This window comes from Hahella sp. KA22 (genome assembly GCF_004135205.1).
Classification (GTDB): Bacteria; Pseudomonadota; Gammaproteobacteria; order Pseudomonadales; family Oleiphilaceae; genus Hahella.
Genome location: NZ_CP035490.1, coordinates 2631417 through 2655682 on the forward strand (window position 1 = coordinate 2631417; position 24266 = coordinate 2655682).

Consider the following 24266-nt stretch of genomic DNA (forward strand, 5'->3'; position numbering starts at 1 on the left):
AATTATTTTGTGAACGTCGCCATTTTACCTGAAACAGCGCGACCTGTACGTTCACAGGGGCGTTCTGACGTGGCCTGATCCTATGACTTCCGCCCGCACCATACGGTTGCTGGAGCTGTTCTTGACCATGATCTGTTGGCCGCGCCTGCCGTCCGCCATGGCGACCCCCGGCATTTTCACACTGAAGTGGGAAGTGGCCGCTTCTATTACCACCATGTCGCCCTTATTAATAAGTTTAGGCGCTTCCAGCATATTTGGATAGGGCGCAGAGCCTGCTGTGACTGGGCGCCGCGTGATCATGCCGACCACGTCTTCGGTATTTGTGTAGAAACCATAGCGTAAGTCGATGATATTCAGCTCTTTGGTTTCAAGGTCCTCCGGCGCCAGGGCGTAATCCCGCGGCACGGCGGATTTGATGGTCACGATTTGTCTGTACCGCTCCATTTGTACGGGGACGTAGATCTGCCAGGGGCTCGGAGTGTCGCAGCTTACCTTTAGCGTCAGTCTGCCGCCGTTGGAGCTGGCTTCCTTGACGGCTGGCGTCTGTTCGCAAGGAGAGAAGTTCAGGCGGGAGTCAGGTTCGGAAACCTCATAAACAACCCGCTCCTGAAGCTGTTCAGCCGCTGCTGCGGCGAACCGCATCATAAATTCTTCCACTGCAACGGAAGTTTGTTGCCGCCAGACCGGAATGGAATTGCATAAGGCCGGGGCTGAAAAAACGAGAATGCCGATATACATCAAGCCGGTTATGCGTATTTTCATTTTTTGTCCTATGCTTTACTTAGCTACCGGGTAGCCGCTTGCGCGTCGCCAATAAAATGGCGGTGTGCGACAAGGCACGCAAAGTCTGTGCCGGGCTGGCGAGCTCATGCGGGGCGCCACCTCGTCAGCGCCCCGATCCGATAGCTCGGTAATCTACAACAAACAGCGGAGCGCCCTTTATGGCCGGGGTATTAGACAGCGTAAACCAACGTACTCAGTTAGTCGGACAGAACCGCCTGGAGTTGCTCCTGTTTCGGCTGCAGGGTGAGCAGATATACGGAATTAACGTTTTTAAGGTTAAGGAAGTTCTGCAATGCCCGAAGCTGACAATGATGCCTAAACGGCATCCGGTGGTCAGGGGCGTGGCTCATATTCGCGGTGAAACCATTCCTATTCTTGATATGGGAATGGCCACTGGGCAAATGCCTGTTCCTGAAAAAGACGTCAATAACTGCTTTGTCATCATCACGGAATACAACCGTAAAACCCAGGGCTTTCTGGTGTCCGGAGTGGAGCGTATCGTCAATATGAATTGGGAAGATATGCATCCGCCGCCAAAAGGCGCAGGCAAAGACAATTATTTGACGGCGGTGACCCGCTTGGAAAACAAGCTGATTGAAGTTATTGATGTGGAGAAGATTCTCGCCGAGGTCTCTCCAACACGGGATACCGTCGCGGATGAATTCATCGATAAGGAACTGGCCGCCAAAGCGATAGAGCACAAAGTGCTGGTGGTGGACGACTCCACTGTGGCGCGGCGGCAGATCGTACATTGTATGGATGCGGTGGGCGTTGAGGTGGTCACCAAGAATGACGGTCGTCAGGCTTTGGACTATCTTCGTTCGCTGGTCGCCGACGGTAGTCGCATTGACGATCATCTTAGTTTGATGATTTCAGACGTAGAGATGCCTGAAATGGATGGCTACACGCTGACGACCAACTGTAAAAACGATCCTTCCTTGAAGGACTTGTACATCATGCTGCACACGTCTTTAAGCGGTGTTTTTAATAAGGCGATGGTGGCGAAAGTCGGCGCAGATGATTTCATGGCCAAGTTCAACCCCGATGAGTTGGCGCAGCGAGTGACATCCGTGCTGAAAACAATAGAAGAAAGAAGACAATAACACCGGCTGGCGTAATTACCTTCAGCTGTCGACGCGCTTGGCGCATAACCGGTCAGGGCAGGATTTTTTCTGGTTAATAACGCAGACTACGATAAGTTTCGGGATTTCCTCCAAAAAGCATGCGGCATTGTACTTGGCGATAATAAGCAGTACTTAGTGCAAAGCCGCCTGCGGCGAATTATGGCGGATGAAAAGATTGAAACCGTGGGCGAGCTGGTCGACAAAATGAGTCGATCCATGCGCTCACCCTTACGGGAGGCGGTGGTCGACGCCATGACCACCAATGAAACCCTTTGGTTCAGGGATGTTCATCCATTCCGGATTCTGGAAGAAAAAATACTTCCAGAGCTGAGCGCCAATAAAGGCGTCACGCAAATTCGTATTTGGTCGGCGGCTTGCTCAACAGGGCAGGAGCCGTATTCCATCTCCATGGTGACGGATGAATACCGACGTAAAAACCTGGGCGGTATGCGCGCCGCCCTCAGCATTGTAGCGACGGACTTGTCCGCCAGCGTGCTCAGCGCCGCGCGTAAAGGCGAGTACGAAATGCTGGCTATCGGCCGAGGACTCTCCAAGGAGCGCATGGCCAGTTACTTCACCAAGACGCCTGACGGCTCCTGGAAAATCAAGCCGGAGGTGGCCCGTTGCGTGGAGTTTCGGTCATTGAACCTGTTGGACTCCTACTCATTGCTAGGAAAGTTCGACGTGATTTTCTGCCGTAACGTGCTTATCTATTTCTCGGCCGAGTTGAAGAAGGACATCCTGTCCCGTATGCACTCCGCTCTGAAGCCGGGCGGCTATCTGATACTCGGCGCCTCGGAGTCCCTGGGGAATCTCCCGGATAAGTTCGAGATGGTGCACTGCAGCCCGGGCATCATTTATAGAGCGAAATAGCTCCCCGCCAAGCCTCGGTGAAATATTTGCGCGATAGGGAAGATTAGAGGTTGCCTTTCCAGGGGCATTCGTATAAATTAGCGCACCTCAAAACACGGGTTGCAACAATCCTGTTTTGGTTCTCTGGTGAGGTGTCCGAGCGGTTGAAGGAGCACGCCTGGAAAGCGTGTATACGGTCACCCCGTATCGAGGGTTCGAATCCCTCCCTCACCGCCATTGAATTCCCTTCTGAATCAATCACTTAGAAATTCATGCATGCGGCTTGGGCTAGTTCTGGGCTAATACAGCAAGTTTCTAGATCTCCTATGTCCCATATAACCTACTGATTGCTAAGAAAAAATCTGATTTTTTTCTGGGCTATTTTTGGGCGAATCTGAGAGCTTTTCTGACACCCAGCGGGCCATGCTGGGGGGGGAATCATCTTATCCTGTGCATCATTGCTTTCAGCTTTTGTCATTGGCTATCGCTCATCGTACTGCAGGTGAAGCGGATCTGGGCAGTTTGTTTTAAGGAATCATGAAAATTCACGAAAGTTTCGACGCATACCGTCAAACCCTCAATGTTATCAATCACCTGGACCGGTGGAAGCAAGAGCTATCCAAAAATATCGCTCTTAACCCTAAAGACGCCATTTCGCATGGCTTAATCAGTGAAATTGAGCTGGCGACGCTAAGATTAAAGTTGCTGTCCAAGACAGAAATATTTAGTGAAAGGGCGACTATTCAAAGAATCCAGCCTTCGCGAGACAAGCTTAATTACCGTCTGATGTGTGAGTGCGGCTACAAAAATCGTGAAAAGTGGCGTGACGCCAAGGATGGTGGAAAGCTTATAAGTGTCGGGGAAGGGACTTACGTCATTAATCGATAAGTCCCGCAATATTCCCGGATTGGCGGCTAGCCAATAGCGCGTCAGTAAGCCTTAAAAGCCGTCGCTATTGCCCGAACTAAAGTTGGCGAAAAAGAACCCTGGCGTGCTCGCGTCATCAGGCATGCCCAATCCTGACGGGCCGGAAAATCCGGCGCCTGATCCATTTGGGGCCGTGAAGCTTGGGGCAGACCCCATTGGTGCGCCAAAGCTGGCGGCTGAACCTAACCCCAGAGTAAGAGGCGTTGTCGCAGGATTACTCGGTAGCTTTGCCGCTGCTCGAATTGATTCAACCTGGTCTGCCGTTTCGACGCCAAAGTTTGCCTGTAAGCTTGTCGAGTTGCACATCGTATTGATGTCCGCCCCTGCTTGGGTTTGCATGTGTTTGGTCATCGCCCAGCCGGCGACGATGGTTCCTGTCCGGCCCTCGCCGAAACCACAATGCACGAGAGTGGCTCCTCTTTTCCTGTTTGCTTCAATTATCTCAGCTGCGTTAACAAGTTGCGCAGGGGTAGCCGCTTTAAAATCAGCAATTTTGAAATGGTAGTAAGAAATGCCGTAAGTTTTCAGTAGCGTCTTTGAGTGCTCCGCCAGCGCATATTCATTAGAACTGATAATGCAGGTGACGCCTTTCTTTTTCAAAAAGTCGACTTGCACAAAGCTAAGCGTATGGGGCTGATCATGCCCTGCGTAATTTGGCTGAGATGAACGCACCAGAACGCCAGGCAGAACCCATTGGAAATTCTTGAATCCAAACTGTGCGGCGCTGGTATTTCTTAGGTAACTATTTAAACCATAAATCATGACTGCCTCCTAAATGAGCATTCGTATGTGCCAATCTTTGTAATCTTAATGACGACAACGAGAGGGTATTTGGATGCGCGTTGCTTGATTTATTTGGGGCTGGAATTAACCCGGATAAAAATGAGGCCGGAGTAGTCAAAATATTGGAGTATGCTGGTCAAGTCAGTGAGGGGGGCTCTGGTTACTCGAAGTGGAAGGTCCGGTCGTACTACTTAGTGATTATCCGCAGCGAAGGAAAGCATGTGGGCGAAGGCTTCAGTCAGATTCTATTAAAGTCTGCTTACATAACGGCTTCTTGCCAGCATAATGACTAATCTGGCGGTAATTGGGTTGATTGCAATCGCCAGGCTGGACAGGCCTTCAATGCAATAGAGCAAAGTAAAGGAAGAGTAAGAAATGCCAAGGATGGAATAAGATACGACTCCCAGGCGCGCGTAAAGTGGGTTACTGGTTGGATGAACCTATGCAAGTTTGTCAGAGTCGTGTTTGGGCGCTGGCTTCACTGCCTGTGAGCCACCATTGTGTTAGCGGAATTGCGAGGCGAAGTCTGGAGTATAACTGCAGGCGAGCTCCGCCCTGCATGTAAATCGGCTTAAAATAATTATTTGTAATGACTGATGTGCATGAGGGCGAAATCAACCTCTAGATCGTCGCTTCAAGCATCCATGTGTTCAATCCAAACCCGCCGACCAGCAATACGATAAACAGAATAAAAGACAGTGCGACTGGCCGGACTCCGGCTTGGCGAATTGCGCTCCAGCGGGTTTTGACGCCCAGGGCGGTCATGGCTAGGGTCAGAGCGAGTTGGGAGCTCCATTTTAATGCTTCCAATACAAGCTCAGGTAAGGTGATCAAACTGTTGATGGCTGCGGCGGCGATAAAGCCGAAGACGAACCAGGGAATGGCGATCCTGGTTTGAGTGTTAGCGCCGGCTGGGGCACGGAATAGCAGGGCGCTAAGGGCGATGATGACCGGGGCCAGCAACATCACCCTGATGAGCTTGGCGACTACCGCGAACTGCATGGCTTCTCCGCTGATGGATTGTCCCGCCGCGACGGCCTGGGCGACCTCATGGACAGTGCTGCCGATATAAATCCCGAATAGGGATGGCTCCATCAAGGTGAAGTGATATATGACGGGATAGATAAACATCGCCATTGTGCCGAATACCACCACGGTTCCAACCGCCACGGCGACATCTTGCTCTTTTGCGCGAACGACGGGTTCGGCGGCCATGATGGCGGCAGCTCCGCAAACCGCGCTGCCTATCGCGGTAAGCGTCGCAATCTCCTTGGGCAGACGCAGCAGCTTTACCCCAAGATAGATGCCGATAGAAAGCACAGAAATAATAACGATGGCGTCCAGCAATACGGTGCGCCAGCCAATAGCGGCTATTTGCTGAAAACTGAGGTTGAAGCCGAACAGGATGATGCCCAACCGCAGAAGTTTCTGCTGACAGAAGTTGAGGGTTATAGCGGCGCCTTGGGGGTTATGGGTTGTCACTGCGCCATAAAGCAGACCAAGCAGTGAGGCCATTGGGAGGGCGCTGAGCCCTAAAGCGGCGATAAAGGGAATTTGAGCGAGTAGGATAGCGCAAACAGCAAGCGCGATCAGGTGGACTAGCATGGCGTGAGCCCCTTTGTATTTTCGTTAAGGGGACTTTAAGAAAACACCTATGATAAGTATATTGGATGTTTTTTAAGTGATAGTTTAAAGAAATCGATGAATGTAAGTCTGCGGCAATTGCGAGTATTTGAGGCTACCGCCAGGTTGGGGCGATTGACTCTGGCGGCTGAGGAGCAATGTCTCAGTCAGTCGGCGGCGAGTCAGTCCATTCGGGAAATGGAAAAGGCGCTGGGTTACGCCGTACTCAATAAGGTGGGGCGGGAACTGGAGCTGAGTGACGCTGGCAGACGTGTGCTGCCGCGCGTACGACGAATTCTTGGTTTGGTGGATGGATTGGCGCTGCCTGATATTGAAAGGGTGGCTGGTCCTCTGCGTGTGGCGGCCAGCGTTACAATTGCATCTTATCTGCTTCCTTCACTGTTGGCGGAGTTCGTCAAACGCTATCCTGAAGTAGAGCCCGATTTGCAGATTCACAATACTGAAGCGGTGCTTTCTTTACTTGAAAAAGGGCGTGCGCATATTGGCCTGATTGAGGGGCCGGCTCTGCATCCCACATTGCACATCGCACCCTGGCTGTCTGATCGGTTGGCGATATTCTGTGCGGCGGGGCATCCTTTGACGCAGGTTGATCGCATTGGGGCTGAGGCATTGGAGCAGTTTCCGTGGATTGTGCGCGAGACTGGGTCTGGTACGCGTGCGGTGTTTGATGCGGCGATGCAAGCCATGGGCGTGCGGCCGCGTATTGCATTGGCGTTATCCCGGCAGGAGGCGATCAAGCAATCTGTACGGGCAGGGTTGGGCGTAGGCTGTCTATCAGGGCTTTCGATTGTGGACGAAGTGCGCGAGGGGCTGTTGGTTGAGCTGGATACGCCTCTTAATTTGACGCGTCAATTCTCTTGGATATGCTCGCCGGACAACAGAGAATCGACCGTGGTAAAGGCTTTTATTGATTTATTGCAGGAGAGGGAGCGAAAGGCGAACCGTTACCCAACTGGAGAATGAATATGGAAAGGCAGTATTACGACATTATTGGCGATATTCACGGCCATGCGAATGAATTGATCAAGCTGCTCCAGCTCCTTGGTTATGCGGACGCTGGCGATGGTTACGCGCATCCTGAGCGTAAAGTCGTATTTCTCGGAGATTTTATTGACCGCGGAGAACACTTGCGACAACACCGTAAACTGTTGGCGCTGGTCATGAAAATGGTGAGGAATGGTCATGCCTTGGCGGTGATGGGGAATCACGAATTTAATGCGCTGGCGTTCCATACCTTGCACCAGGGAGAGTATCTGCGCCGTCGTAGTGAAAAGAATATCCGCCAGCATCAGGCTTTTCTGAACGAGTTTGAATCTGAGCCTGAATTGAAAAAAGACGTGCTGGCGTTTTTCCACAGCCTGCCACTCTGGTTGGAGTTGGACGGTCTGCGGGTGATTCACGCCTGTTGGCATCATGACTATATCGACATTGTTCGTGCTCGCTCGCCCTCGGGGTTGCTGGATTTGGATATGTTGATTGACGCCTCCACTGAAGGGCATCTGATGTTCGCCGCTGTTGAAACGCTGATCAAGGGAGTAGAGATAGGGCTGCCTGATGGAATTGTGTTTCATGATAAAGATGGAGCTGAAAGGGATGCGATTCGCGTGCAATGGTGGCGGCGCGACGCGAAGACTTTAGGCGAGGTGGCATTGCCCATTGGTTTGGATATCGGCGCCGCCGCACAGCTTCCTGCGCCGCAAACGATGCCCAGATACGGGGAAGAGCAGCCCCCTTGCTTTGTTGGCCATTATTGGCTGGCGGGCGAACCCGAGCCGTTGGCTTCCAATGTGGCCTGCCTCGATTATTCCGTGGCCAAGCAGGGGAAATTGGTGGCGTACCGCTGGAGTGGTGAGTCGGTATTGCGGAAAGAAAACTTTGTTCATGCTTAAGCGTGAATTGTTCCCAGTCAGTTCTGGGAAAAGTGAAGTACAGCAGAATGCGGCGTGAAGCCGGGTGATTGTAATCTCCTTCCGGGATGTGAAGGGGAGTTTTCAGACGGAGTGACAGTAAAAAGTATGATGAATGCAGAGTCTATTAGATATCTACGGGAGCAGGGGCGTCATGAAGATGCGCGTAACCTTGCCGTGCAATTGACGGAAGATTTTCCTACCGACGCTGAGCTACAGTACGAAGCCGCCTGCGTTCATGACTATTTAGGATTGGAGGCGGAAGCTGTTCCGTTCTACCTCAACGCAATCTCTGGAGAGTTATCGGAGACGCTGCTGCGAGGCGCATATTTGGGGTTGGGCAGCACTTATCGCGCAATGGGGGAATATGTGTTGGCGCTGAATACCTTTGATGAAGGGCTGGCGCAGTTTCCCGAAGCGCATGAGTTGCATGTCTTCAAAGCCATGGCTTTGTTCAATGTAGGGGAATCCAGGCAATCCGTTGAAACGTTGCTGAAAGTGATCGCCGCTACCTCCGGAGACCCCTGTGTGCAGGAGTACCGAAGAGCCATCGCTCTTTATTCTGAAGATCTGACGAGAACCTGGCGGGAATGAAAGAGTATTTTCATACTGACTCAAAAAGGACGAAAAAATGAATGGAATAAATAAAGGCGTCAGTCTTTTTACTGGGGCGCGAGTAAATCTGAAACATATGGCCGTCTGTTTGCCGTTATTTATGGCGGCTCCGGCGGAGGTTTGGGCGGATGGGGACGCCACAGACCAAAAACAATCCGCTGCGAAATCCATGGTATACCGGGTTGATAACGTACAGGTGAACATACTGGAAAGTTATCCGCCTATGCTGGAGATTCGGGCGGAAGGGATGATTCCTACCGCAGGCTGGAGCAATGCGGAGCTGGTTGCTTTTCAATACATACAGGCGCCGCCCGACGGAATCTACGACTTTGGGTTTGTCGCCATGCCCCCGGATCAGCCGGCCGCGGAAGTCATCTCCTCCATGAGCGTGACATACCGTATGGCGGTGATACCGGATGGCTTGAAAGGCGTCCGCGTGCACGCGGAGAGTAACTCGAAGGCGGCCATGCTGGGGGAATCTGACGTGTCGCAATCCAAGAAGGTCTGCCTGAAAGGGCGGCTCACAGAGGAGGGTGTTGAGTGCCCTGCATTCAGGGACTCACAAGGTCGCCTTTATACACTGGGCGGTGACTTGAGTGGATATCGTCCGGGAGATGATGTGTATGTCACGGGCGAAGCGGCGGAGTATTCATTCTGCATGCAGGGCGTCACTATCTCTGTTGATTATATCGGCGCTTCCGCTCCCAACTGCTATGACGTCACCCAGCAGCAGAACGCCGATTAATTCGCAAAGTTGGGTAAATGATCGCCGAAGCGCATTTCAGCAAGTCAAAACGCTATTACGAAGAAGAATATAGTCAGTGGCTCAAACATATTGACCGTTGGAGGAAGTACGCCCCTCTATGGGCGGGCTTCCTGCTTGCGGCAGGCGCTGTGTCTTGCGTTGTTGGCGGCGTTTACCCTTTATCTTTTGGCGTGGTTGCGCTGATTTATGGCGCGGGCGCTTTCATTGCGATTCCCGCTCGGAAAAAACGATGGATAAACCATCGAATGAAGAGCGGGAAACGCGTCGCTGAAATCAAAATCCGTTTCTATAAAGACGGGATCGGTTTTGGCGTAGGCGATGAGAAAAAGTGGCCTGAGTCGGTGCTTAAAACCGAAACGGGTATGTTTGTTCGCATGGAAAACTACGGTCCGTTTATTTATATCCCCACCGACGCAATTCAGCCCGCTCAGGCTGCAGGAATGCTTGGCGAAATTTATTCTTATTAACATGGCAATGATATTGGCATGTTAATCACCAGGCGCATGGACGCGCCTGCGCGGCGACAAGCCGCGGGAGACAGGGCCTGACCTGTGCAGGCCCTGTCGTTGCAGACAAATAGAAGGAAGCTATTTGTCTGCCGGATTAATAACAACAAACGTTGACGTTGTTTCTATTTATATCTGTCCAGTCGGTCAAGAAATGGAAATCCTTACTTATTTGAACTGCGATCAATTATTTGAAGAGTAGAATTGTTTCTTGACGACTAAATACTTTCTTGCCTCTGAAGCCTCTGTGCATGAATGTCAGACAATCCAGATTGTATTTAGTTTGATCATGAGCTGGTCGCTGCGATTATTTGCCTGGCAAGGGCGACGCGCCGGGGTAAAAGTGGGGAGAATTCCGTCTCGTTTGCTATAAATAGATCAAAAATTAGAAAACTTGGCCACGAAGACGAAAGGATATGTCTGTTCCATCTTGACACCGAAATCGCCCTGCATATACTTTGAGCAGTCTGTAAGTAAATCTGATATTTATGCAATACCATTTCGAAGTCCTGTCTATAGTCCTCGTCCTGTTTTCATAAGTAATAGAAAAACTTCCAGCAAAGCGGCCTTATGCAAGGCATTGATTTACCCAAGATTATTTAGGATATGACTATGTCCAATACTGTTACCGGCACTGTAAAGTGGTTCAATGAATCCAAAGGTTTTGGTTTTATCGAGCAAGAATCCGGTCCTGACGTTTTTGCTCACTTCAGCGCCATCACTGGTTCTGGTTTCAAAACTCTGACCGAAGGCCAGAAAGTCGAGTTCACAATTACTCAGGGACAGAAAGGACCTCAGGCAGAGAACATCGTTCCGCTGTAAGCGGCGTATTTTTGGCGAACCTGAGCAAATACTGCAAAGGGATCGCCGTCTGATCGACAGATGAGACACAAAGGGCAGGGCTTGTAGCCTTGCCCTTTTTTGTTGTTTGATACATCACATCGCGCGGCGAATAACCGACGCCAGCGACGCACCGCAGTTATACCATCCAAAGGAATTTCACCTTGAGCGCCACCGCTTTCTCCTCTCTTTCATTACATCCAGGACTGTTGCAGAACCTGTCCACGCTTGGGTATCACTCTATGACGCCTATTCAAGCGCAAAGCCTGCCTTCGATACTGGCGGGAAAGGATGTCATCGCTCAGGGTAAAACCGGGTCTGGCAAGACGGCAGCCTTTGGCTTGGGACTACTGAACAAACTGGATGTAAAACGCTTTTGCGTCCAGGCGCTGGTTCTATGTCCCACGCGGGAATTGGCGGATCAGGTCGCCAAAGAAATCCGTCGTTTGGCGAGAGCAATTCATAACATCAAAGTATTAACGCTATGCGGCGGCATGCCGTTTGGACCACAAATTGGTTCATTGGAACATGGGGCGCACATCATTGTGGGGACGCCAGGGCGCGTTGAAGAGCATTTGCGTAAAGGAACATTGGTTCTAGACGAATTGCACACACTGGTGCTGGATGAAGCGGACCGTATGCTGGAAATGGGATTTCAGGCGGCGCTGGACGCTATCGTTGAGAAGATGCCGGCGCAGCGGCAAACGCTGCTGTTCAGCGCTACCTATCCGAACCAGATTCAGTCCATCGCGGAGCGAGTCATGCTCAGCCCCGTGATGGTCAAGGTGGAGTCTTCACATGACGACACCAGTATTCAGCAGTATTTCTACAAGGTGGAAGGCGATGCGCATCGTTTGGAAGTATTGCGATTGCTACTGTTGCAATACAAGCCGGAATCCACTGTCGTATTCTGCAACACCAAGCGCGAGACGCAGGAAGTGGCGGATACGCTGGTGAGCCATGGCTTCAGCGCTGTCGCCTTGCATGGCGATCTGGAGCAGAGAGATCGTGATCAAACGCTGGTGTGCTTTGCTAACAAAAGCGCCTCTATTCTGGTCGCTACTGATGTCGCCGCCCGCGGCCTGGACATTGACGCTCTGGATGCCGTCATTAACTTCCATATCGCCCGCGATCCGGAGGTTCATGTGCATCGTATCGGGCGCACTGGTCGCGCTGGCGCGAGTGGCGTTGCGTGCACTCTCTACAGTGAGTCAGAGATGCACAAAATCGCCTGCCTGGAAGAGTATCAAGAGATTATTGTCAGCGCTGAACCGGCGCCTGCAACCAGTCTACTGAAGAACCCGGCATATAAGCCGCCGATGGAAACTCTGCAGATCGATGGCGGTAAGAAACAGAAAGTGCGTCCAGGGGATATTCTCGGCGCGTTGACAGGGGAAAGCGGGGTCGACGGCAAACTGGTTGGCAAAATTCACATCTTTGACAATTGCGCATATGTCGCCGTCGCGCGAAGCGCTGTCAAACTTGCTATGGATAAACTGGGCAAAGGAAAAATGAAAGGGCGGTCGTTTCGGGTCAGAAAGATCAGGAACTGATGATGAGACGGGGCTTACTATTACAAGTCAGCCCCGAAGTCTGAGATCTAGGAAGCGATTAGTTGCCCTTGGCCTCTTTGCGTTGCGCAGGTTTTCCAGCGCCACCAGCGCCTCTTCTGCGTTGTCTGCGAGGTGCGTTCGCACTGTTTCTCGCTGCGCCGTCTTGTCGAGGGCCTTTTTTCTCGCCCTTTCTATCTTGACCGCGCTGATCCCCATTCTTGGCTGCTTTAGGTTTCTTCGGCTTGCGCGCCTTCACGGGTTGAGTCGGCAGACGCGATTCAGGCAGTCGCTGTTCAGGCTCAAATCCTTCGATTTCCTCACGGGGCAGACGCTTTTGAATCAGCCTTTCGATATCGGCGAGTAATTTAAACTCGTCCGCACTGACCAGCGATACTGCTTGCCCTTCCGCGCCGGCGCGGCCGGTGCGTCCGATGCGGTGTACATAATCTTCCGCCACTTGGGGTAGATCAAAGTTCACGACCTGCGGCAGCTGATCGATGTCGATGCCGCGCGCAGCGATGTCCGTCGCCACCAGAATCTGTACGCTGCCTGCTTTGAAATCCGCCAGCGCCTTGGTTCTGGCGTTCTGGCTTTTGTCGCCGTGGATGGCGGCGGCATTGATGCCTTTGGCGCTGAGTTGCCGCGTCAGGCGATTTGCGCCATGTTTGGTGCGGCTGAACACCAGAGCCTGGTCCCAGTTATTGTCGCGGATGAGCTGCGCCAATAGCGCGGATTTTTGCTTTTTATCAACCGGGTGAATCCACTGCTTGACTGTTTTGGCTGTGGTGTTGGGCGGACTCACGGAAATCTCCACCGGATTGTTAACCAGATCCTTCGCTAACTTGCGAATATCGTTAGAGAAGGTGGCGGAGAACATCAGGTTTTGCCGACGTTTCGGCAAAATATCCAGAATCTTGCGAATATCGTGGATAAAGCCCATGTCCAGCATGCGGTCGGCCTCATCCAGCACCAGCACTTCCAGATCCTGAAAGCGCACGGCGTTTTGATTGTACAGGTCGAGCAGGCGTCCAGGCGTCGCCACCAGCACGTCTACACCGCGACGCAAGCGCATCATCTGCGGATTAATTTTTACCCCGCCAAAAACCACGGTGGAGCGCAGAGGCAGTTTGCTGCTGTAAAGGGACACACAGTCGCCGACTTGAGCTGCAAGCTCCCGCGTCGGCGTGAGGATCAAGGCGCGAGCCTGGTTGGAGCGAGCCCGCTCGCCTTTAGACAAGCGTTCCAAAATGGGCAGCGTGAAGGCGGCGGTTTTGCCGGTTCCCGTCTGCGCGGCCGCCATGACGTCTTTGCCTTCTAGTACGACAGGTATCGCCTTCAGCTGGATGGGGGAGGGCGATGTGTAGCCTTGTTCAGAAATAGCGTCGAGAATGGGGGCGGACAAGCCGAGGGAGGCAAAGCTCATATAGGATAACTTCTTCTTGCTGATACAGTGTTGGGGCCAGCCTCGCTGGCGGATGTGCAGCTTACAGTAAGCGTTCTCTTAGGACCATCATTTGAGCAGAGGACATGCCCCGATTGACAAAGGTCTCGATAAGTTATTTTAACGTTGTTTTCTGGCCTCTAACCCAGGAATAGCTGGGCGTGCTTCGTTCTCATTTCGCCGGGGCGTACGTAATTCACGCAGGGGAGCGTAGGTAAAATACAGTAACGGTGGCGCCTGTGGCGTTAGGTTAAAATGCTGCGCTTAATGGAGCGTAGACCGCCAGGTCTTTGTATTGATTGTATTTTTATGTTGAGGATGTTTATGTCTAGATCCACAAGCGTGGTTTTCGCCGTGGTTATGTCTTTAAGTTCAGCTTGTGCGAACGCTTACGAGCACCAGTTAGGCGCTTCTCTGGGCTTTGGCGATACCCGTGGTGACAACTCTGATGTCGGTTTTCACGTACAGCTGAACTATAGCTATTATTTCCATCCGTCCCTGGCGGTGGAAGCTACTTGGTTCGCCCAGCAAAATATCACTTCCGGCTTTACTTCTTATATTGGCAGCCTTGGTGAGTATACCGAATCTACCGAATATGATGGCTTTGCTCTGAGCATCAAAGGCGAGACGGCGCTTTCAGAGAGATTTAATGCATTTGCCAAAGTGGGCGGCGCTTACACTGATTATGGCGTGAGTATCGACTATAAGGATCGCGATAAGCAGGATGAAGACAAGACATACACTGGCGTGCGCCCATATGGTGGTTTAGGTCTCAACTGGAAGAGAAAAGAAGGCGGTTTCGGGGTTACGATTTTGGAATACCAATATATCGGCTTGCCTAAAGGCTCGCATTCTAACGTCTTTCTTACCGGCATTACGTACTCCTTCTAGCACTTTTCTTTTCCGTAGTCGCTTTAACTCATGCCCCAATGAGCGAGTCTGCTGACTTGCGTCTGCGGGGAGCCGACTGCGTCCTGCCAAAGGGAGAGTCTGGCGGCCGTTTAGAGCAGTGTGTAGAGCGTGCAAATACGCTCATGCCTTTAACGGCCGCGATTTATTTTTAATGTAAGTCATACCGGATACAAACCGGTATTGTGTGACGGTGGGCGACTGATTTATCCCGGAATTTCGTAGGGCGCGCGCCCGGTGGGCGGAAAGCGCTAAAAAGAAAGGGATCGAACAGAAGTGCTGTTTAACCGCTTAGCGACGGAATGTCGCCTGGCTTTCGGCGTCGTGGTTGCTCTCGTCTTTCGATTTCAGACAGAACTCGCCGCCGCCTTCGAATCTGATTTTGATTCTGGCGTTTTCACAACAGATATCTTTGATAGTCTTGGATTTGATGTTGAAAAGAGACGCATAGTCCACTTCTCTTTCGCCTTCGCCTGGCTTATCGTCAAAATCTTCCCACTCTTCCCAAAAACCTTTGCCTTCATCCAGGAAAAAGCGGAACCAAAGCTTGTGGTCTGTTTTCAGGTTGAGTAGAACCGGCGTATCGTCGGTGCTGTCGGCTTCCAATAAAGCCTTAAATTCTCGTACTTTATAACCATTCAGTTTTTTTACGCGGAAGTGGGTGTCTTGGAATTCTCTTGCCATATAGGTGTGGTGTCCACGGTGGGTTAATGAGAGGGAGGGGGTACTGTACCCCTCATCGCAGGCCAGAGTCCAGTTATAACCGCCTCCGCACTGAGATTACCCACCGTAAACACTCTTAAGTAGCGGAGGCGTTCGCCCTATAAACCATTGATCGGTTAAGCGAAAACTGCAAGGTTCTTACAGGGTGTATAAAAATGCCGTCAAATCCTGTTTTTCCTGCTTGTTCAATTTAACGCCGAGCACGAGGTTGAAAAATTCTACTGTGTCTTCCAATGTCAGAAGGCGGCCGTCATGCAGGTAGGTTGGCGAATCTTTTATACCTCGAAGCGGAAAAGTCTTGATGGGGCCATCTGCGCCAGCAAGCATGCCATTGATCACCTCTTCGTTGTAAAAGCGCTCCACTTTAAGATTGTGCATCAAATTGTCGGTGTAGTAGGGCGGTACATGGCATGCCGCGCACTGGCCTTTGCCGAAGAAGATTTCCTGCCCTCGAAGTTCGGACTCCGTGGCCTTGTCAGGATTGAGCTTGCCGAACAGGTCCAGTTTGGGCGCAGGAGGAAAATCCAGTAACGCCTGAAACTCGCCCATGAAATGAACCTGGCTGCCTCGTTCCAGAATATTGACGCCCTTCTTGGTGGCGATGACCGGATCGCCATCAAAATAGGCGGCGCGTTGTTCGAACTCGGTAAAATCCTCGACCGTCTTCAGCGCGCGTTGCGATCCAAACAGGCGTTGTACATTGACGCCGCGAAGGCTGGGTGTGTTGATGCGATGGCGACGCTCCTGCGGACGTATATCGCCCACTAAGTGAGTGGCGTCGTTGGTATGCCCGTTGGTATGGCAGTCAAAACAGGCGACGCCCATGCTGGGTTGAGCGGAACGTCGATCCGTTGTGGCGTTGAACTGTTGTTGCGGAAAAGGCGTGACTAATAAGCGCAACCCTTCCAGCTGTTTGGGATTGAGAACGCCGGAAAACATTTCATAGTAGTTCTGCAGGGTTACCTCTTCGCCATGAGAGACATCGCCAAGGTCCGGGCGGGTGGTGAGGTAAATGGGCGCAGGAAACTCCGGTAGAAAATGAGCAGGCATGACGAAGTCCAGATCGAAACGCGTCAGATCTCGACCCTCCTGCTTTTTAATTTCATCAATATGAAACTGCGGAAACAGCATGCCACCTTCACTGTGATTCGGATGCGGCAGCGGTAGGAATCCTTTTGGAAACACGCCTTTCTGTTTGATCTGCGCCGGCGTCATCGTGGTGAGCTGCTCCCAGGTCACGCCATTGGCCAGCTTCACCCGCACGCCTGTTTGCACTGGCTTGCCTCTGGACATGGTTATCTCTGATGAAGGTTTGTCCGCCAGATCGTAACGTTCTTCCAGCAATGTTTTATGACGTTTGACGACTTCATCCTTGGCGTCTTCCATGCGCTGTTTGACGCTGTCGAAGGACTCTGAGTCCACGACTGGCGCATATGAGTTTCCTACCGCGGCCTTTAACGGTGAGGTCAACGCTAAGGTTAAAAGGCTCGCGGCAAAGGCGAATCCATTGTGTTTTTTCATGACTTATCCCCTATCCAAACCAGTGAAAGTCAGTCTACACATTGCCCTCAAATCGCGTGATTGATTGTCTAAATTACCGTATTGCGCGCAGGTCTCTGGACAGGCTGCGTATCTGTTCCGCTGCTGCTAACGCCTTCTGCGCAAGACGCACAATCTCTTTGCCTTCTGGTGTGATTTCCACTAAATGCCGGTTACGTCGGAATATCTGGACGCCGAGGTAATCTTCGCACTTTTTCAACTGAATACTGAGAGTGGATTGTGTGACATGGCAGCGCTCTGCTGCGCGATGAAAGTGTAATTCCTCTGCGACCGCTACGATGTAGGCCAGTTCCTTCAGCGTCATCAGGAGCTCCTTTTTTTGTTATGGGATAGGGCGACTTCCGCGTCGCTGGCGTGACCGCGGCAGAATAAAAACAAACGGCGGCTTATCAGGCACAAGAATAAAATCGTTAAAAAAGAGGCTCCAATTGATTGCGCATAGCCTGAGAATAGGTTTTTTAAATGGAACTAATCTTCGCTGGTCTAATATCACGTGGAGTGACGCAGCTCAGGTGGCCATGTCGCTATGCATTTTTTTGGTGGCTTAGTGAGTGGGTAAGGTGGCGTGACGGTAAGAGGTCAAGCTTCTCTCCAGCCGCATTAAGCAAGCCATACAGCCAGAGAGAAGCGGATAGAAGAATAGGGGAGCTTAACCGCCCTGTGCGGCGGAGAAATTAATGTGCTCTTGTTTAAGTGCGGTGATGAAATCCTGAGTACGCTTTTTAATTGACGCGTAATCCAGATGATACTGGGTGTCATAGAAGGCGGTGGTGGGATACAGACCCAGCTGCGGTTCGCCAATCATCTGCACGCCCAAGTTGGCGTAAAACTCTTTGATCTGCTGAAAGCCGGACGTCTTGCGGTACTCGGGGAAATCAATAGTGTTTGGCCAAGTGGCGTAAACCTTGATGTTGTTAGCCTTGGCGTATTCAACGAACGCTTTGATAGCCTGCGCGCCGCGGGATTCCGTATCAATACCAATGTTCACCGGCTGATACAGGGACAACCGGCGCTTCACTTTGTCTGAAACAGCGGGAAAGCTTTCCGGCAGTCTGTCGCCATGCTCGTTGGAATCGAAGGCATTAAGTGGCTGGTTCTCTTTAGAGGCAAAGCGCCAAACATCAATAACTCGGGTGAGGTCCGTGGCCATCAGTCCCTCGACAATCTCCGGCAGCGGCTTCTGTTTGAACCAGGTCGCTGCGCACCCCAAGCCGTAGTTAAGTTCGATAGGATTCCAGCTGTCATGCTTATACTGGGGGTACTCAAACGCCAGTAATGCCGTGTCTCCGGGCTTCAGCGCGCGTTTGGCTTCGCTCAGCGTCAGGTCTGGTCCCATGGAGGCTTGCAAGCCGAAGTTAAGCGCATTGAGATTGAGTTCGTCGCTAAGCATTTGCGCGGAAAACCCGGCGCGTACGCCGGAGCCTCCGATAAGCAACAGATTGGGTCCTTGCATGCGCTCAGCCAGGTCTATGCGGGCGTTCACTTGATCGCACAGTGTCTGCGACGATGCGGTCGGACGGCCGATAGTGCTGGCTGTAATCGCTGTGTTTATCGCCATCAGGGCAGCCGCGGTCGCCAGCGCGCCGATGATAAACTTAAGCGGGTTGCCGCGCTCCTGTTGCGAATCAGTTTGTACGTGCGAGCGTGGTGTCTCGTTACTCATCTTGGTCATGATTTACGTCGTTTCCGTGTTACGAGTCCTGATGCTTTAAAACTGGAAGTAAAGGAATTCGGTTTCCGCTGCAGCATTGATGGCGCGCAGGGAAATATACAGCAGCACGCCTACCGCGACGGAACTCCACGCCCGCATGCTGACCAGCGATGGCAGATAGCGGCGCGGCGCCGGCAGGGATCTTTCGATCTCGTCGAAATCCGCTGTGGGGCGCTCCGAGCGCAGCAGTTCTAAAGTACTGGGCGCAAAGAATGCAATGACGGCGGCGCCAAACGTCCAGATCAGTCCCATGTAGAAGTCCGTGCGGTAGTTTTCTGCGAACAGGAAAACGGAGTTCTGCAGTCCCAATGCTTCAATCAGCGGGCGGAATTCCTCCGGCGCGGAGAGGCCGTGGAAACCGAACATGGCGTTATAGAACGCCATGGCGGCGTCAAAGCTTTCTGCGCGAAACACCACCCAGGCGATAACCACGGAAAAGAACGTGATTGGCAGAGACAAGTTGCTGATCAGGCCTTTCAGAGGCTTCAGCATTGGTTTGTCAGCAATGGCCCGCCAGCCGTGGTTGATCATCAGATAGGAGCCATGCAGGCCGCCCCAGATGACAAAAGTCCAGGAGGCTCCATGCCAGAGTCCGCCCACCAGCATGACAATCATCAGGTTGATGTAACGACGCCAGCGCGATACGCGTCCTCCGCCCAGTGGGAAATAGAGATAGTCCCGCAGAAAACGCGATAAGGTCATGTGCCAGCGGCGCCAGAAATCGATAATAGAGCGTGACTTGTAAGGCGAATTGAAGTTGGCGGGCAGTTTTACCCCAAACAACATCGCCAGGCCTATCGCCATTTCTGAGTAGCCGCAGAAATCGAAGTAGATCTGGAATGTGTAGGCGAGGGCGGCGGCCCATGCGATGAAGAAGTGAATATCTCCCCCTTCGGTAGCTCGGGCGAAGAATGGCGTCGCGAATGCGCCCAGGGGGTCGGCGATCATGGTTTTCTTCGCCAGACCAATAGCGAAGATCGCCAGACCGACGGCGGCGAGCCGCATTAACTTGTCATTGGACGGCGGCGCTTCGAACTGGTTCATCATCTCCTTGTGATGAACAATGGGGCCGGCGATCAACTGTGGGAAGAAGCTCACAAACAGGCCATAGCGCGCGGGGTCGGTGGCTTCATCGCTGTCGCTGCGCGCGACGTCAACCAGAAAGGCGATCTGCTGGAATGTGTAGAAGGAAATACCAATGGGCAGCGCCAGTTTTGGCCAGTCCAGCTCAATGCCGAACAGGGCTTCGATATTACCTTCGATGAATCCGAGGTACTTGAAAACGGCCAGCAAACCCAGGTTAAAGCACAGCCCGACGACCAGGTCGCTGCGGTGTTTGCGGGTGCGTATGCGTTCGGCGATCCACAAATTGACCGCCAGCGAGCCGATCAGTAAAGGCAGATAGCGCCATTCCCACCAGCCATAGAAGCCGAGGGAGAGAATGAACAGGACAATAAACGCCGGGCGTTTCCCCAGCGCTCTACGCGCCAGATAAAACAGCAACAACGACAGGGGCAGGAATACAAATAAAAATTCGTTTGAATTAAATAGCATACTTAAATAACGTCCCTGCATTATTTAATTGGGCGCAGGCAGAAACAATAGCAAATTCAATCCATAAGAAGCCGCCGTCAAAACAAGGTTTGAAGGTTGCGGAAGTTGGATTAAATCCTGGTATTGTTCTGATTGAGCAGAGCGCCGCCTGTTGCTCCGCGCCTTATGAAATTAATAACAAAGTGTCCGCTTTTCCTCTTGTGCGGCGGCGTGAGGAATGCGTCACGGGCGTTAGTTTACGAGTAGATTGCTGCAATAAAAAGACCATTAGAGACAAAAGTCCTCTCACTTATCAAAGAGTGAGAAGACTTTCATAATTAAGCGTGCAATCAGGGCGCATTTTATATATTTAACGCCCTGTTTTGGTTCGCAAAATTTATATATTAAAAGTTGTTAACTTGTCATGTTAATCCGCATATACAGATACAGGAATTGAATAGCCGTCATCAAACTTGATAATGATGGCGCCAGCTCTGGAATCCGAGCCACCCATCTTTTGCGAATCAATGCTGATTTCCAGCTCTTTAGTTCCATCCCCGGATATCGTCCCATTGGCGGGCGTTACTTTTATCCAGTCGGCGTGCTGATTGATCAATATCTTGAAGTCAGTGTCCGAGCCGCTGTTGCTAAGCTGGATGGTTTTGGCTCCGGGAGACTGGGCGTCCAGATCTACGCGATATGCGTCCGACGTGATTTTGATTGGGCGCACCGGGATCACTTTCGCCACGCCGTACTCGAAGGCGCCAATATCGGGGCCGGCTCCGACGACCCCGTTGGAGTAGTTGGCGATATATGTTCCTTTATCGATGGCTGCGCTTTCTTCCAGTAAATTGAACTTGCCGGCGGGCGCATCACGGAAATGCGGCGTTTCATTGGTTACGCCGTTCGCCTCTGCGCCGCCGTAGGCCTGTACTACGCCCGTCGCCGCCTGCGTGCTGTAAAGCAGGTCAAAATCGAAGTCGGAACCAGGTTCCTGTGCAATATCGCGAATGCTGTATTGACGTTCTGACCACCCGGCGCTGCTCACCAGCAAATTGTTGCGAGTGACGGCGTTGAAGGCGCGATCCCCGGAGTAACCGGTGCCGTGCAGGCTATTGGCCTTGGCGTAAACAGTATTGTGGAACAGGTAGGTTGTGCCTTCCGGTTTGACCGTCAGCCCGCCCGCTTTGAAGGCGGTCCAGGCCATGCCGCGTTCGTCGCCCAAGTCGTGGATCAGATTGCCGGCGATAAAACTGGGGCCGCGCATATTGGGAGCGATACTGACGCCGTTATAACCCGCTTCCAAACGATTGCCGTAAAAGCGCACATTGTGCTGCCCGCCATCCAGCTCAACCAGATCGTCGTTGCTGAAAGCGAAATAGTTGCCGTAAATATCGCTGTCGCGAATAAAGCCGCCGTCCCGGGAACCGTTGGAACGGCTTTCCACTACATCATTGAAGCGATGCTTGTCGCCGCCGACGAAGTCGTTGTAACGCAGTACGACTTGTCCGCGATAGGCCGGTTCGGAATGTTTGGTGGAAACGAGATATGCATTGGGGCCGGAGGGATGTCCGAATTCCCAGGTGTTGGCGCCGGTTCTTGGGTCGTGCACATAGCTGCGCTCAACAACGACGACGCCTGTTGATTCCAACCAGAACGCGGAATCGTAATTGATGGGATCATCGTCGCTGGGCTTCTCATAAGAGATGCCGTCGTTGACCGCCCCGGAAGTGCGACCCCAGCCGGCGACGTCGAGATTGCGGAAGCGCAGGTGATGCGCTTTCAGGCTGTGGATTGCATGCAGTCTACCGCCTTTGACTTTCAAGTTTTCAAACATCACGTAGCTGGCGTCGCCGATTTTAATCGCGGTGTAATTGTCGTAGCCGCCATCAATGACGGTTTTTCCATCGCCGACAATCTTGGCCCATCCATCCGCTGTCCCGGAGATATTAAGCGCTTCCAGATCCAGCATGCCGCCATCGTAGATGTCGGCAATGGAATACACCTTGTCCGGATTGATGGGCGGGTCCGTAGGCCAGGTTTTAAACTCCGCCTGGAAGGATTGAATAACTGAGCCGTTTTCCAGCAAAGATACCTTCACCTCATACTCAGTGTTTTCCTCCAGGCCGATAATACCGCCGGCAAGTGCGTCATCAGTAGGGTCCGCAACGAGAGAGTAGGCGTCATGCCAGTTCCCGTTTCCTTTTTTGCGGTAGTACACCTTGTTATTCATTTGTTGTAGATCGGTGCTGCCGTCCAGAACCAGACTGACGGATTCCAACAAAGGCGTTGCGGTAATAGTCGCATCCAGCCCGGCGGAGGGCGGCTCAAGGTCGTCGATGACGACAGGAGGGACGGTTTCCTTGTCCGTCGATTCATCCTGGAGTGGTGGCGATGCGCAGCTAGTGCAAATGGCTGCGATGTAAAACAGTTTCAACAACATACTTATACCGCGAAAACGATGTGAATTTATCGTTTGACGGAAGGAGCTGTTTACTCGATGTCTCATGATCAAATATCCCTTTATGCCGAAGCTGGCGGTCGAAAAGACGGCCGGCTCCCTGGTGAATGTAGAAAGCCGGGGTTGAGCCCGGCTTTCATTGGCGGAACGATCAAACAGGAACCGGCTGGTTCCCGACTTACCTGCAAAAACAGAACCTTCAGTCAATATAGGACGCCAAAACCTGATTTTCCACGTGACAACATTAACAAGGAGCTTAATGCGCGACCTATCACGCCAGCCATGTGGCGGGCGTCAACCGACAGGTGCGACGAGTACAACGAAAAAATCTCCGGCGCGGTATCATGTATGGCGTTTTTATTGCTTCGGAAATTACTATAAGCCATTGATAAAAATAATTAAATTTCCCTCTTGGCATAGTCCTGGCCAGTAAGCCTAGGGTATAAGGCTTGTTGAAACTTAAATTTATGTAAGAGAATCTATGCGCATTTTGCTTAAGAACCCCAAGCCCGCCGCGCCAATGCTGGATTTTCTAATGTTTCACTTGTTAATAGATTCCATGTCGTCACTTTTTTACGCGAAATGAAACATTAGAAAATTATCGTTAATGCACTTAAAGTGTGCCCCATTCGACAAAACTGCATTCCGGTAAAGCATGAATTACGGAAACGAGAGAGCTGCATGAGTAAGGAAATATCCGCCGCTGATATCAGCGTTATTATTCCCATCTACAACAGAGCTGATAAGCTGAGAGAAGCTCTTAACTGCATTTATAAGCAAACCGTCCTGCCCGGTGAAATTGTGGTGGTGGACGACGGTTCGAAAGACGACCCGGAAGCGGTCGTAAAAGAATTCAATGATCCGCGCATCAAGTTCAAACGTCAGGAAAACGGCGGTCCCGGCGCAGCGAGAAATACCGCGATGGCGATGGCGACCGGCCGTATTCTGGCGTTTCTGGACTCCGACGACGATTGGCTGCCGGCCAAGCTGGAGATGCAGATCGCCAAGTGGAATGAATTGGTGCGGGAAGGCAAAGACTGCGTGATGCTGGATACCTTTACGTCATCGTCATGTAACGGTGTGGTGAAGTGGCATAGAAAAATCGTGAAGACGGGGTCCAGCTTTGAGGGGCTGATTCTGGAGAACACCATTAATGGCACTTCCAGCGTGATCTGTGAGAAAGACCCAGTGCTGCAGGTCGGTGGATTTCCCGAGACTTATCGTTTCGCTGAAGACCGTTTTGTCTGGCTGGCGCTGGCGCGTGCGGGTGGTTGTTATACCGTCCCGGAAATTCTGGTGATCAAAAACCACGAAGGCGACAACCTCACTGACGACATGGAGAAAAATCTGCAGCACAAGCTGGAGTTTATTCGTCATGTGGAGCGCGAATTCCAGCTGCCCAAAAAGGAAGTGGCCAAGATGAAGCTATGGATGTTCGCTGACTTTCTCATGGCGTACCGCCGTCGCGGCAACTATGTGAAGTCGGCGGAAATGGGCGGCAAGATGTGGGCATGTGGAGATCTGCACCTTCTAGCTTCACACCCAAAGGCCCTGGCGGCCATGGCTCTGGTGATGGGACGTCAGAAGCTGCTGGCGATCACAGGCAAAAGTTAAGCGTATTCAGCACG

22 protein-coding genes and 1 tRNA gene are annotated in these 24266 nt (G+C 52.0%); 13 read left to right on the forward strand and 10 right to left on the reverse strand.

The genetic code is table 11. The annotated features are described in order from the left end of the window. Positions 1 to 51: 51 nt before the first annotated feature. On the reverse strand, positions 52 to 762 hold the full coding sequence (flgA, locus tag EUZ85_RS11805) for a flagellar basal body P-ring formation chaperone FlgA (RefSeq protein ID WP_127969488.1): 711 nt from the start codon (positions 760 to 762) through the stop codon (positions 52 to 54). Positions 763 to 941: 179 nt separating this feature from the next. Here flgA and EUZ85_RS11810 point away from each other — a divergent pair, with 179 nt between their 5' ends. The 4 genes from EUZ85_RS11810 (at position 942) to EUZ85_RS11825 (ending at position 3647) form a co-directional block, all read left to right on the forward strand. Beyond that, positions 942 to 1886 (forward strand): chemotaxis protein CheV, encoded by a 945-nt coding sequence (locus tag EUZ85_RS11810; protein WP_011398482.1) that lies wholly within the window; start codon positions 942 to 944, stop codon positions 1884 to 1886. 69 nt (positions 1887 to 1955) lie between these two features. Next, positions 1956 to 2780, forward strand: coding sequence for a protein-glutamate O-methyltransferase CheR (locus EUZ85_RS11815; protein WP_127969489.1), 825 nt, complete (start codon positions 1956 to 1958; stop codon positions 2778 to 2780). Positions 2781 to 2905: 125 nt separating this feature from the next. Next, a tRNA-Ser gene (locus EUZ85_RS11820) sits at positions 2906 to 2996 on the forward strand. Between the two features lie 300 nt (positions 2997 to 3296). After that, positions 3297 to 3647 carry a hypothetical protein gene (locus EUZ85_RS11825; RefSeq protein WP_127969490.1) on the forward strand — a complete coding sequence of 117 codons (351 nt, stop codon included), beginning with the start codon at positions 3297 to 3299 and terminating at the stop codon, positions 3645 to 3647. Positions 3648 to 3698: 51 nt separating this feature from the next. Here the strand turns inward: EUZ85_RS11825 and EUZ85_RS11830 are convergent, their stop codons facing one another. Further along, positions 3699 to 4448 (reverse strand): protein-tyrosine phosphatase family protein, encoded by a 750-nt coding sequence (locus EUZ85_RS11830; protein ID WP_127969491.1) that lies wholly within the window; start codon positions 4446 to 4448, stop codon positions 3699 to 3701. Positions 4449 to 5090: 642 nt separating this feature from the next. After that, positions 5091 to 6074, reverse strand: a complete 984-nt coding sequence (locus EUZ85_RS11835; protein WP_127969492.1) for a YeiH family protein — start codon at positions 6072 to 6074, stop codon at positions 5091 to 5093. A 96-nt stretch (positions 6075 to 6170) separates the two neighbouring features. Here EUZ85_RS11835 and EUZ85_RS11840 point away from each other — a divergent pair, with 96 nt between their 5' ends. From EUZ85_RS11840 to dbpA, 7 genes are all read left to right on the forward strand, one after another. Continuing rightward, entirely contained in the window at positions 6171 to 7076 is a 906-nt protein-coding gene (locus EUZ85_RS11840) for a LysR family transcriptional regulator (RefSeq protein WP_127969493.1), read from the forward strand. 2 nt (positions 7077 to 7078) lie between these two features. Continuing rightward, complete coding sequence (locus tag EUZ85_RS11845; protein WP_241567018.1) at positions 7079 to 8002, forward strand: metallophosphoesterase; 924 nt, start codon at positions 7079 to 7081, stop codon at positions 8000 to 8002. A 111-nt stretch (positions 8003 to 8113) separates the two neighbouring features. Then, a complete protein-coding gene (locus EUZ85_RS11850) occupies positions 8114 to 8614 on the forward strand; it encodes a tetratricopeptide repeat protein (RefSeq protein ID WP_206618046.1) in 501 nt (166 codons plus the stop codon). A gap of 37 nt (positions 8615 to 8651) precedes the next feature. Next, positions 8652 to 9380 carry a DUF5818 domain-containing protein gene (locus tag EUZ85_RS11855; protein ID WP_127969495.1) on the forward strand — a complete coding sequence of 243 codons (729 nt, stop codon included), beginning with the start codon at positions 8652 to 8654 and terminating at the stop codon, positions 9378 to 9380. A 17-nt stretch (positions 9381 to 9397) separates the two neighbouring features. Then, complete coding sequence (locus tag EUZ85_RS11860) at positions 9398 to 9868, forward strand: hypothetical protein (protein WP_127969496.1); 471 nt, start codon at positions 9398 to 9400, stop codon at positions 9866 to 9868. A gap of 651 nt (positions 9869 to 10519) precedes the next feature. Next, complete coding sequence (locus EUZ85_RS11865) at positions 10520 to 10729, forward strand: cold-shock protein (protein ID WP_011398470.1); 210 nt, start codon at positions 10520 to 10522, stop codon at positions 10727 to 10729. 182 nt (positions 10730 to 10911) lie between these two features. Next, positions 10912 to 12300: an ATP-dependent RNA helicase DbpA gene (gene dbpA, locus EUZ85_RS11870; protein WP_127969497.1), complete on the forward strand. Its 1389-nt coding sequence runs from the start codon at positions 10912 to 10914 to the stop codon at positions 12298 to 12300. 58 nt (positions 12301 to 12358) lie between these two features. Here dbpA and EUZ85_RS11875 read toward each other — a convergent pair whose 3' ends face one another. Beyond that, positions 12359 to 13723 carry a DEAD/DEAH box helicase gene (locus EUZ85_RS11875; protein ID WP_127969498.1) on the reverse strand — a complete coding sequence of 455 codons (1365 nt, stop codon included), beginning with the start codon at positions 13721 to 13723 and terminating at the stop codon, positions 12359 to 12361. Positions 13724 to 14065: 342 nt separating this feature from the next. Between EUZ85_RS11875 and EUZ85_RS11880 the strand changes: the two genes are divergently transcribed. Continuing rightward, positions 14066 to 14632 (forward strand): outer membrane beta-barrel protein, encoded by a 567-nt coding sequence (locus EUZ85_RS11880; RefSeq protein WP_164887222.1) that lies wholly within the window; start codon positions 14066 to 14068, stop codon positions 14630 to 14632. A 309-nt stretch (positions 14633 to 14941) separates the two neighbouring features. Here EUZ85_RS11880 and EUZ85_RS11885 read toward each other — a convergent pair whose 3' ends face one another. From EUZ85_RS11885 to EUZ85_RS11910, 6 genes are all read right to left on the reverse strand, one after another. Further along, positions 14942 to 15334 (reverse strand): hypothetical protein, encoded by a 393-nt coding sequence (locus EUZ85_RS11885; RefSeq protein WP_127969500.1) that lies wholly within the window; start codon positions 15332 to 15334, stop codon positions 14942 to 14944. Between the two features lie 177 nt (positions 15335 to 15511). Beyond that, a complete protein-coding gene (locus EUZ85_RS11890) occupies positions 15512 to 16894 on the reverse strand; it encodes a cytochrome B6 (RefSeq protein ID WP_127969501.1) in 1383 nt (460 codons plus the stop codon). Positions 16895 to 16967: 73 nt separating this feature from the next. Next, entirely contained in the window at positions 16968 to 17237 is a 270-nt protein-coding gene (locus EUZ85_RS11895) for a LysR family transcriptional regulator (RefSeq protein ID WP_127969502.1), read from the reverse strand. 345 nt (positions 17238 to 17582) lie between these two features. Beyond that, entirely contained in the window at positions 17583 to 18605 is a 1023-nt protein-coding gene (locus tag EUZ85_RS11900; RefSeq protein ID WP_127969503.1) for a hypothetical protein, read from the reverse strand. A gap of 36 nt (positions 18606 to 18641) precedes the next feature. After that, entirely contained in the window at positions 18642 to 20198 is a 1557-nt protein-coding gene (locus EUZ85_RS11905) for an MBOAT family protein (protein ID WP_164887223.1), read from the reverse strand. Positions 20199 to 20604: 406 nt separating this feature from the next. Beyond that, complete coding sequence (locus EUZ85_RS11910) at positions 20605 to 22620, reverse strand: hypothetical protein (RefSeq protein ID WP_127969505.1); 2016 nt, start codon at positions 22618 to 22620, stop codon at positions 20605 to 20607. A 699-nt stretch (positions 22621 to 23319) separates the two neighbouring features. Here EUZ85_RS11910 and EUZ85_RS11915 point away from each other — a divergent pair. After that, positions 23320 to 24252 (forward strand): glycosyltransferase family 2 protein, encoded by a 933-nt coding sequence (locus tag EUZ85_RS11915; protein ID WP_127969506.1) that lies wholly within the window; start codon positions 23320 to 23322, stop codon positions 24250 to 24252. Positions 24253 to 24266 lie beyond the last annotated feature (14 nt).

Excerpts from the sequence above, each read along its gene's own strand:
- flgA (WP_127969488.1), bottom strand. The coding sequence starts at position 762 with ATGAAAATACGCATAACCGGCTTGATGTATATCGGCATTCTCGTTTTT.
- EUZ85_RS11810 (WP_011398482.1), top strand. The coding sequence starts at position 942 with ATGGCCGGGGTATTAGACAGCGTAAACCAACGTACTCAGTTAGTCGGA.
- EUZ85_RS11825 (WP_127969490.1), top strand. The coding sequence starts at position 3,297 with ATGAAAATTCACGAAAGTTTCGACGCATACCGTCAAACCCTCAATGTT.
- EUZ85_RS11830 (WP_127969491.1), bottom strand. The coding sequence starts at position 4,448 with ATGATTTATGGTTTAAATAGTTACCTAAGAAATACCAGCGCCGCACAG.
- EUZ85_RS11835 (WP_127969492.1), bottom strand. The coding sequence starts at position 6,074 with ATGCTAGTCCACCTGATCGCGCTTGCTGTTTGCGCTATCCTACTCGCT.
- EUZ85_RS11840 (WP_127969493.1), top strand. The coding sequence starts at position 6,171 with ATGAATGTAAGTCTGCGGCAATTGCGAGTATTTGAGGCTACCGCCAGG.
- EUZ85_RS11845 (WP_241567018.1), top strand. The coding sequence starts at position 7,079 with ATGGAAAGGCAGTATTACGACATTATTGGCGATATTCACGGCCATGCG.
- EUZ85_RS11855 (WP_127969495.1), top strand. The coding sequence starts at position 8,652 with ATGAATGGAATAAATAAAGGCGTCAGTCTTTTTACTGGGGCGCGAGTA.
- EUZ85_RS11860 (WP_127969496.1), top strand. The coding sequence starts at position 9,398 with ATGATCGCCGAAGCGCATTTCAGCAAGTCAAAACGCTATTACGAAGAA.
- EUZ85_RS11865 (WP_011398470.1), top strand. The coding sequence starts at position 10,520 with ATGTCCAATACTGTTACCGGCACTGTAAAGTGGTTCAATGAATCCAAA.
- EUZ85_RS11875 (WP_127969498.1), bottom strand. The coding sequence starts at position 13,723 with ATGAGCTTTGCCTCCCTCGGCTTGTCCGCCCCCATTCTCGACGCTATT.
- EUZ85_RS11880 (WP_164887222.1), top strand. The coding sequence starts at position 14,066 with ATGTCTAGATCCACAAGCGTGGTTTTCGCCGTGGTTATGTCTTTAAGT.
- EUZ85_RS11885 (WP_127969500.1), bottom strand. The coding sequence starts at position 15,334 with ATGGCAAGAGAATTCCAAGACACCCACTTCCGCGTAAAAAAACTGAAT.
- EUZ85_RS11890 (WP_127969501.1), bottom strand. The coding sequence starts at position 16,894 with ATGAAAAAACACAATGGATTCGCCTTTGCCGCGAGCCTTTTAACCTTA.
- EUZ85_RS11895 (WP_127969502.1), bottom strand. The coding sequence starts at position 17,237 with ATGACGCTGAAGGAACTGGCCTACATCGTAGCGGTCGCAGAGGAATTA.
- EUZ85_RS11900 (WP_127969503.1), bottom strand. The coding sequence starts at position 18,605 with ATGACCAAGATGAGTAACGAGACACCACGCTCGCACGTACAAACTGAT.
- EUZ85_RS11905 (WP_164887223.1), bottom strand. The coding sequence starts at position 20,198 with ATGCTATTTAATTCAAACGAATTTTTATTTGTATTCCTGCCCCTGTCG.
- EUZ85_RS11910 (WP_127969505.1), bottom strand. The coding sequence starts at position 22,620 with ATGTTGTTGAAACTGTTTTACATCGCAGCCATTTGCACTAGCTGCGCA.
- EUZ85_RS11915 (WP_127969506.1), top strand. The coding sequence starts at position 23,320 with ATGAGTAAGGAAATATCCGCCGCTGATATCAGCGTTATTATTCCCATC.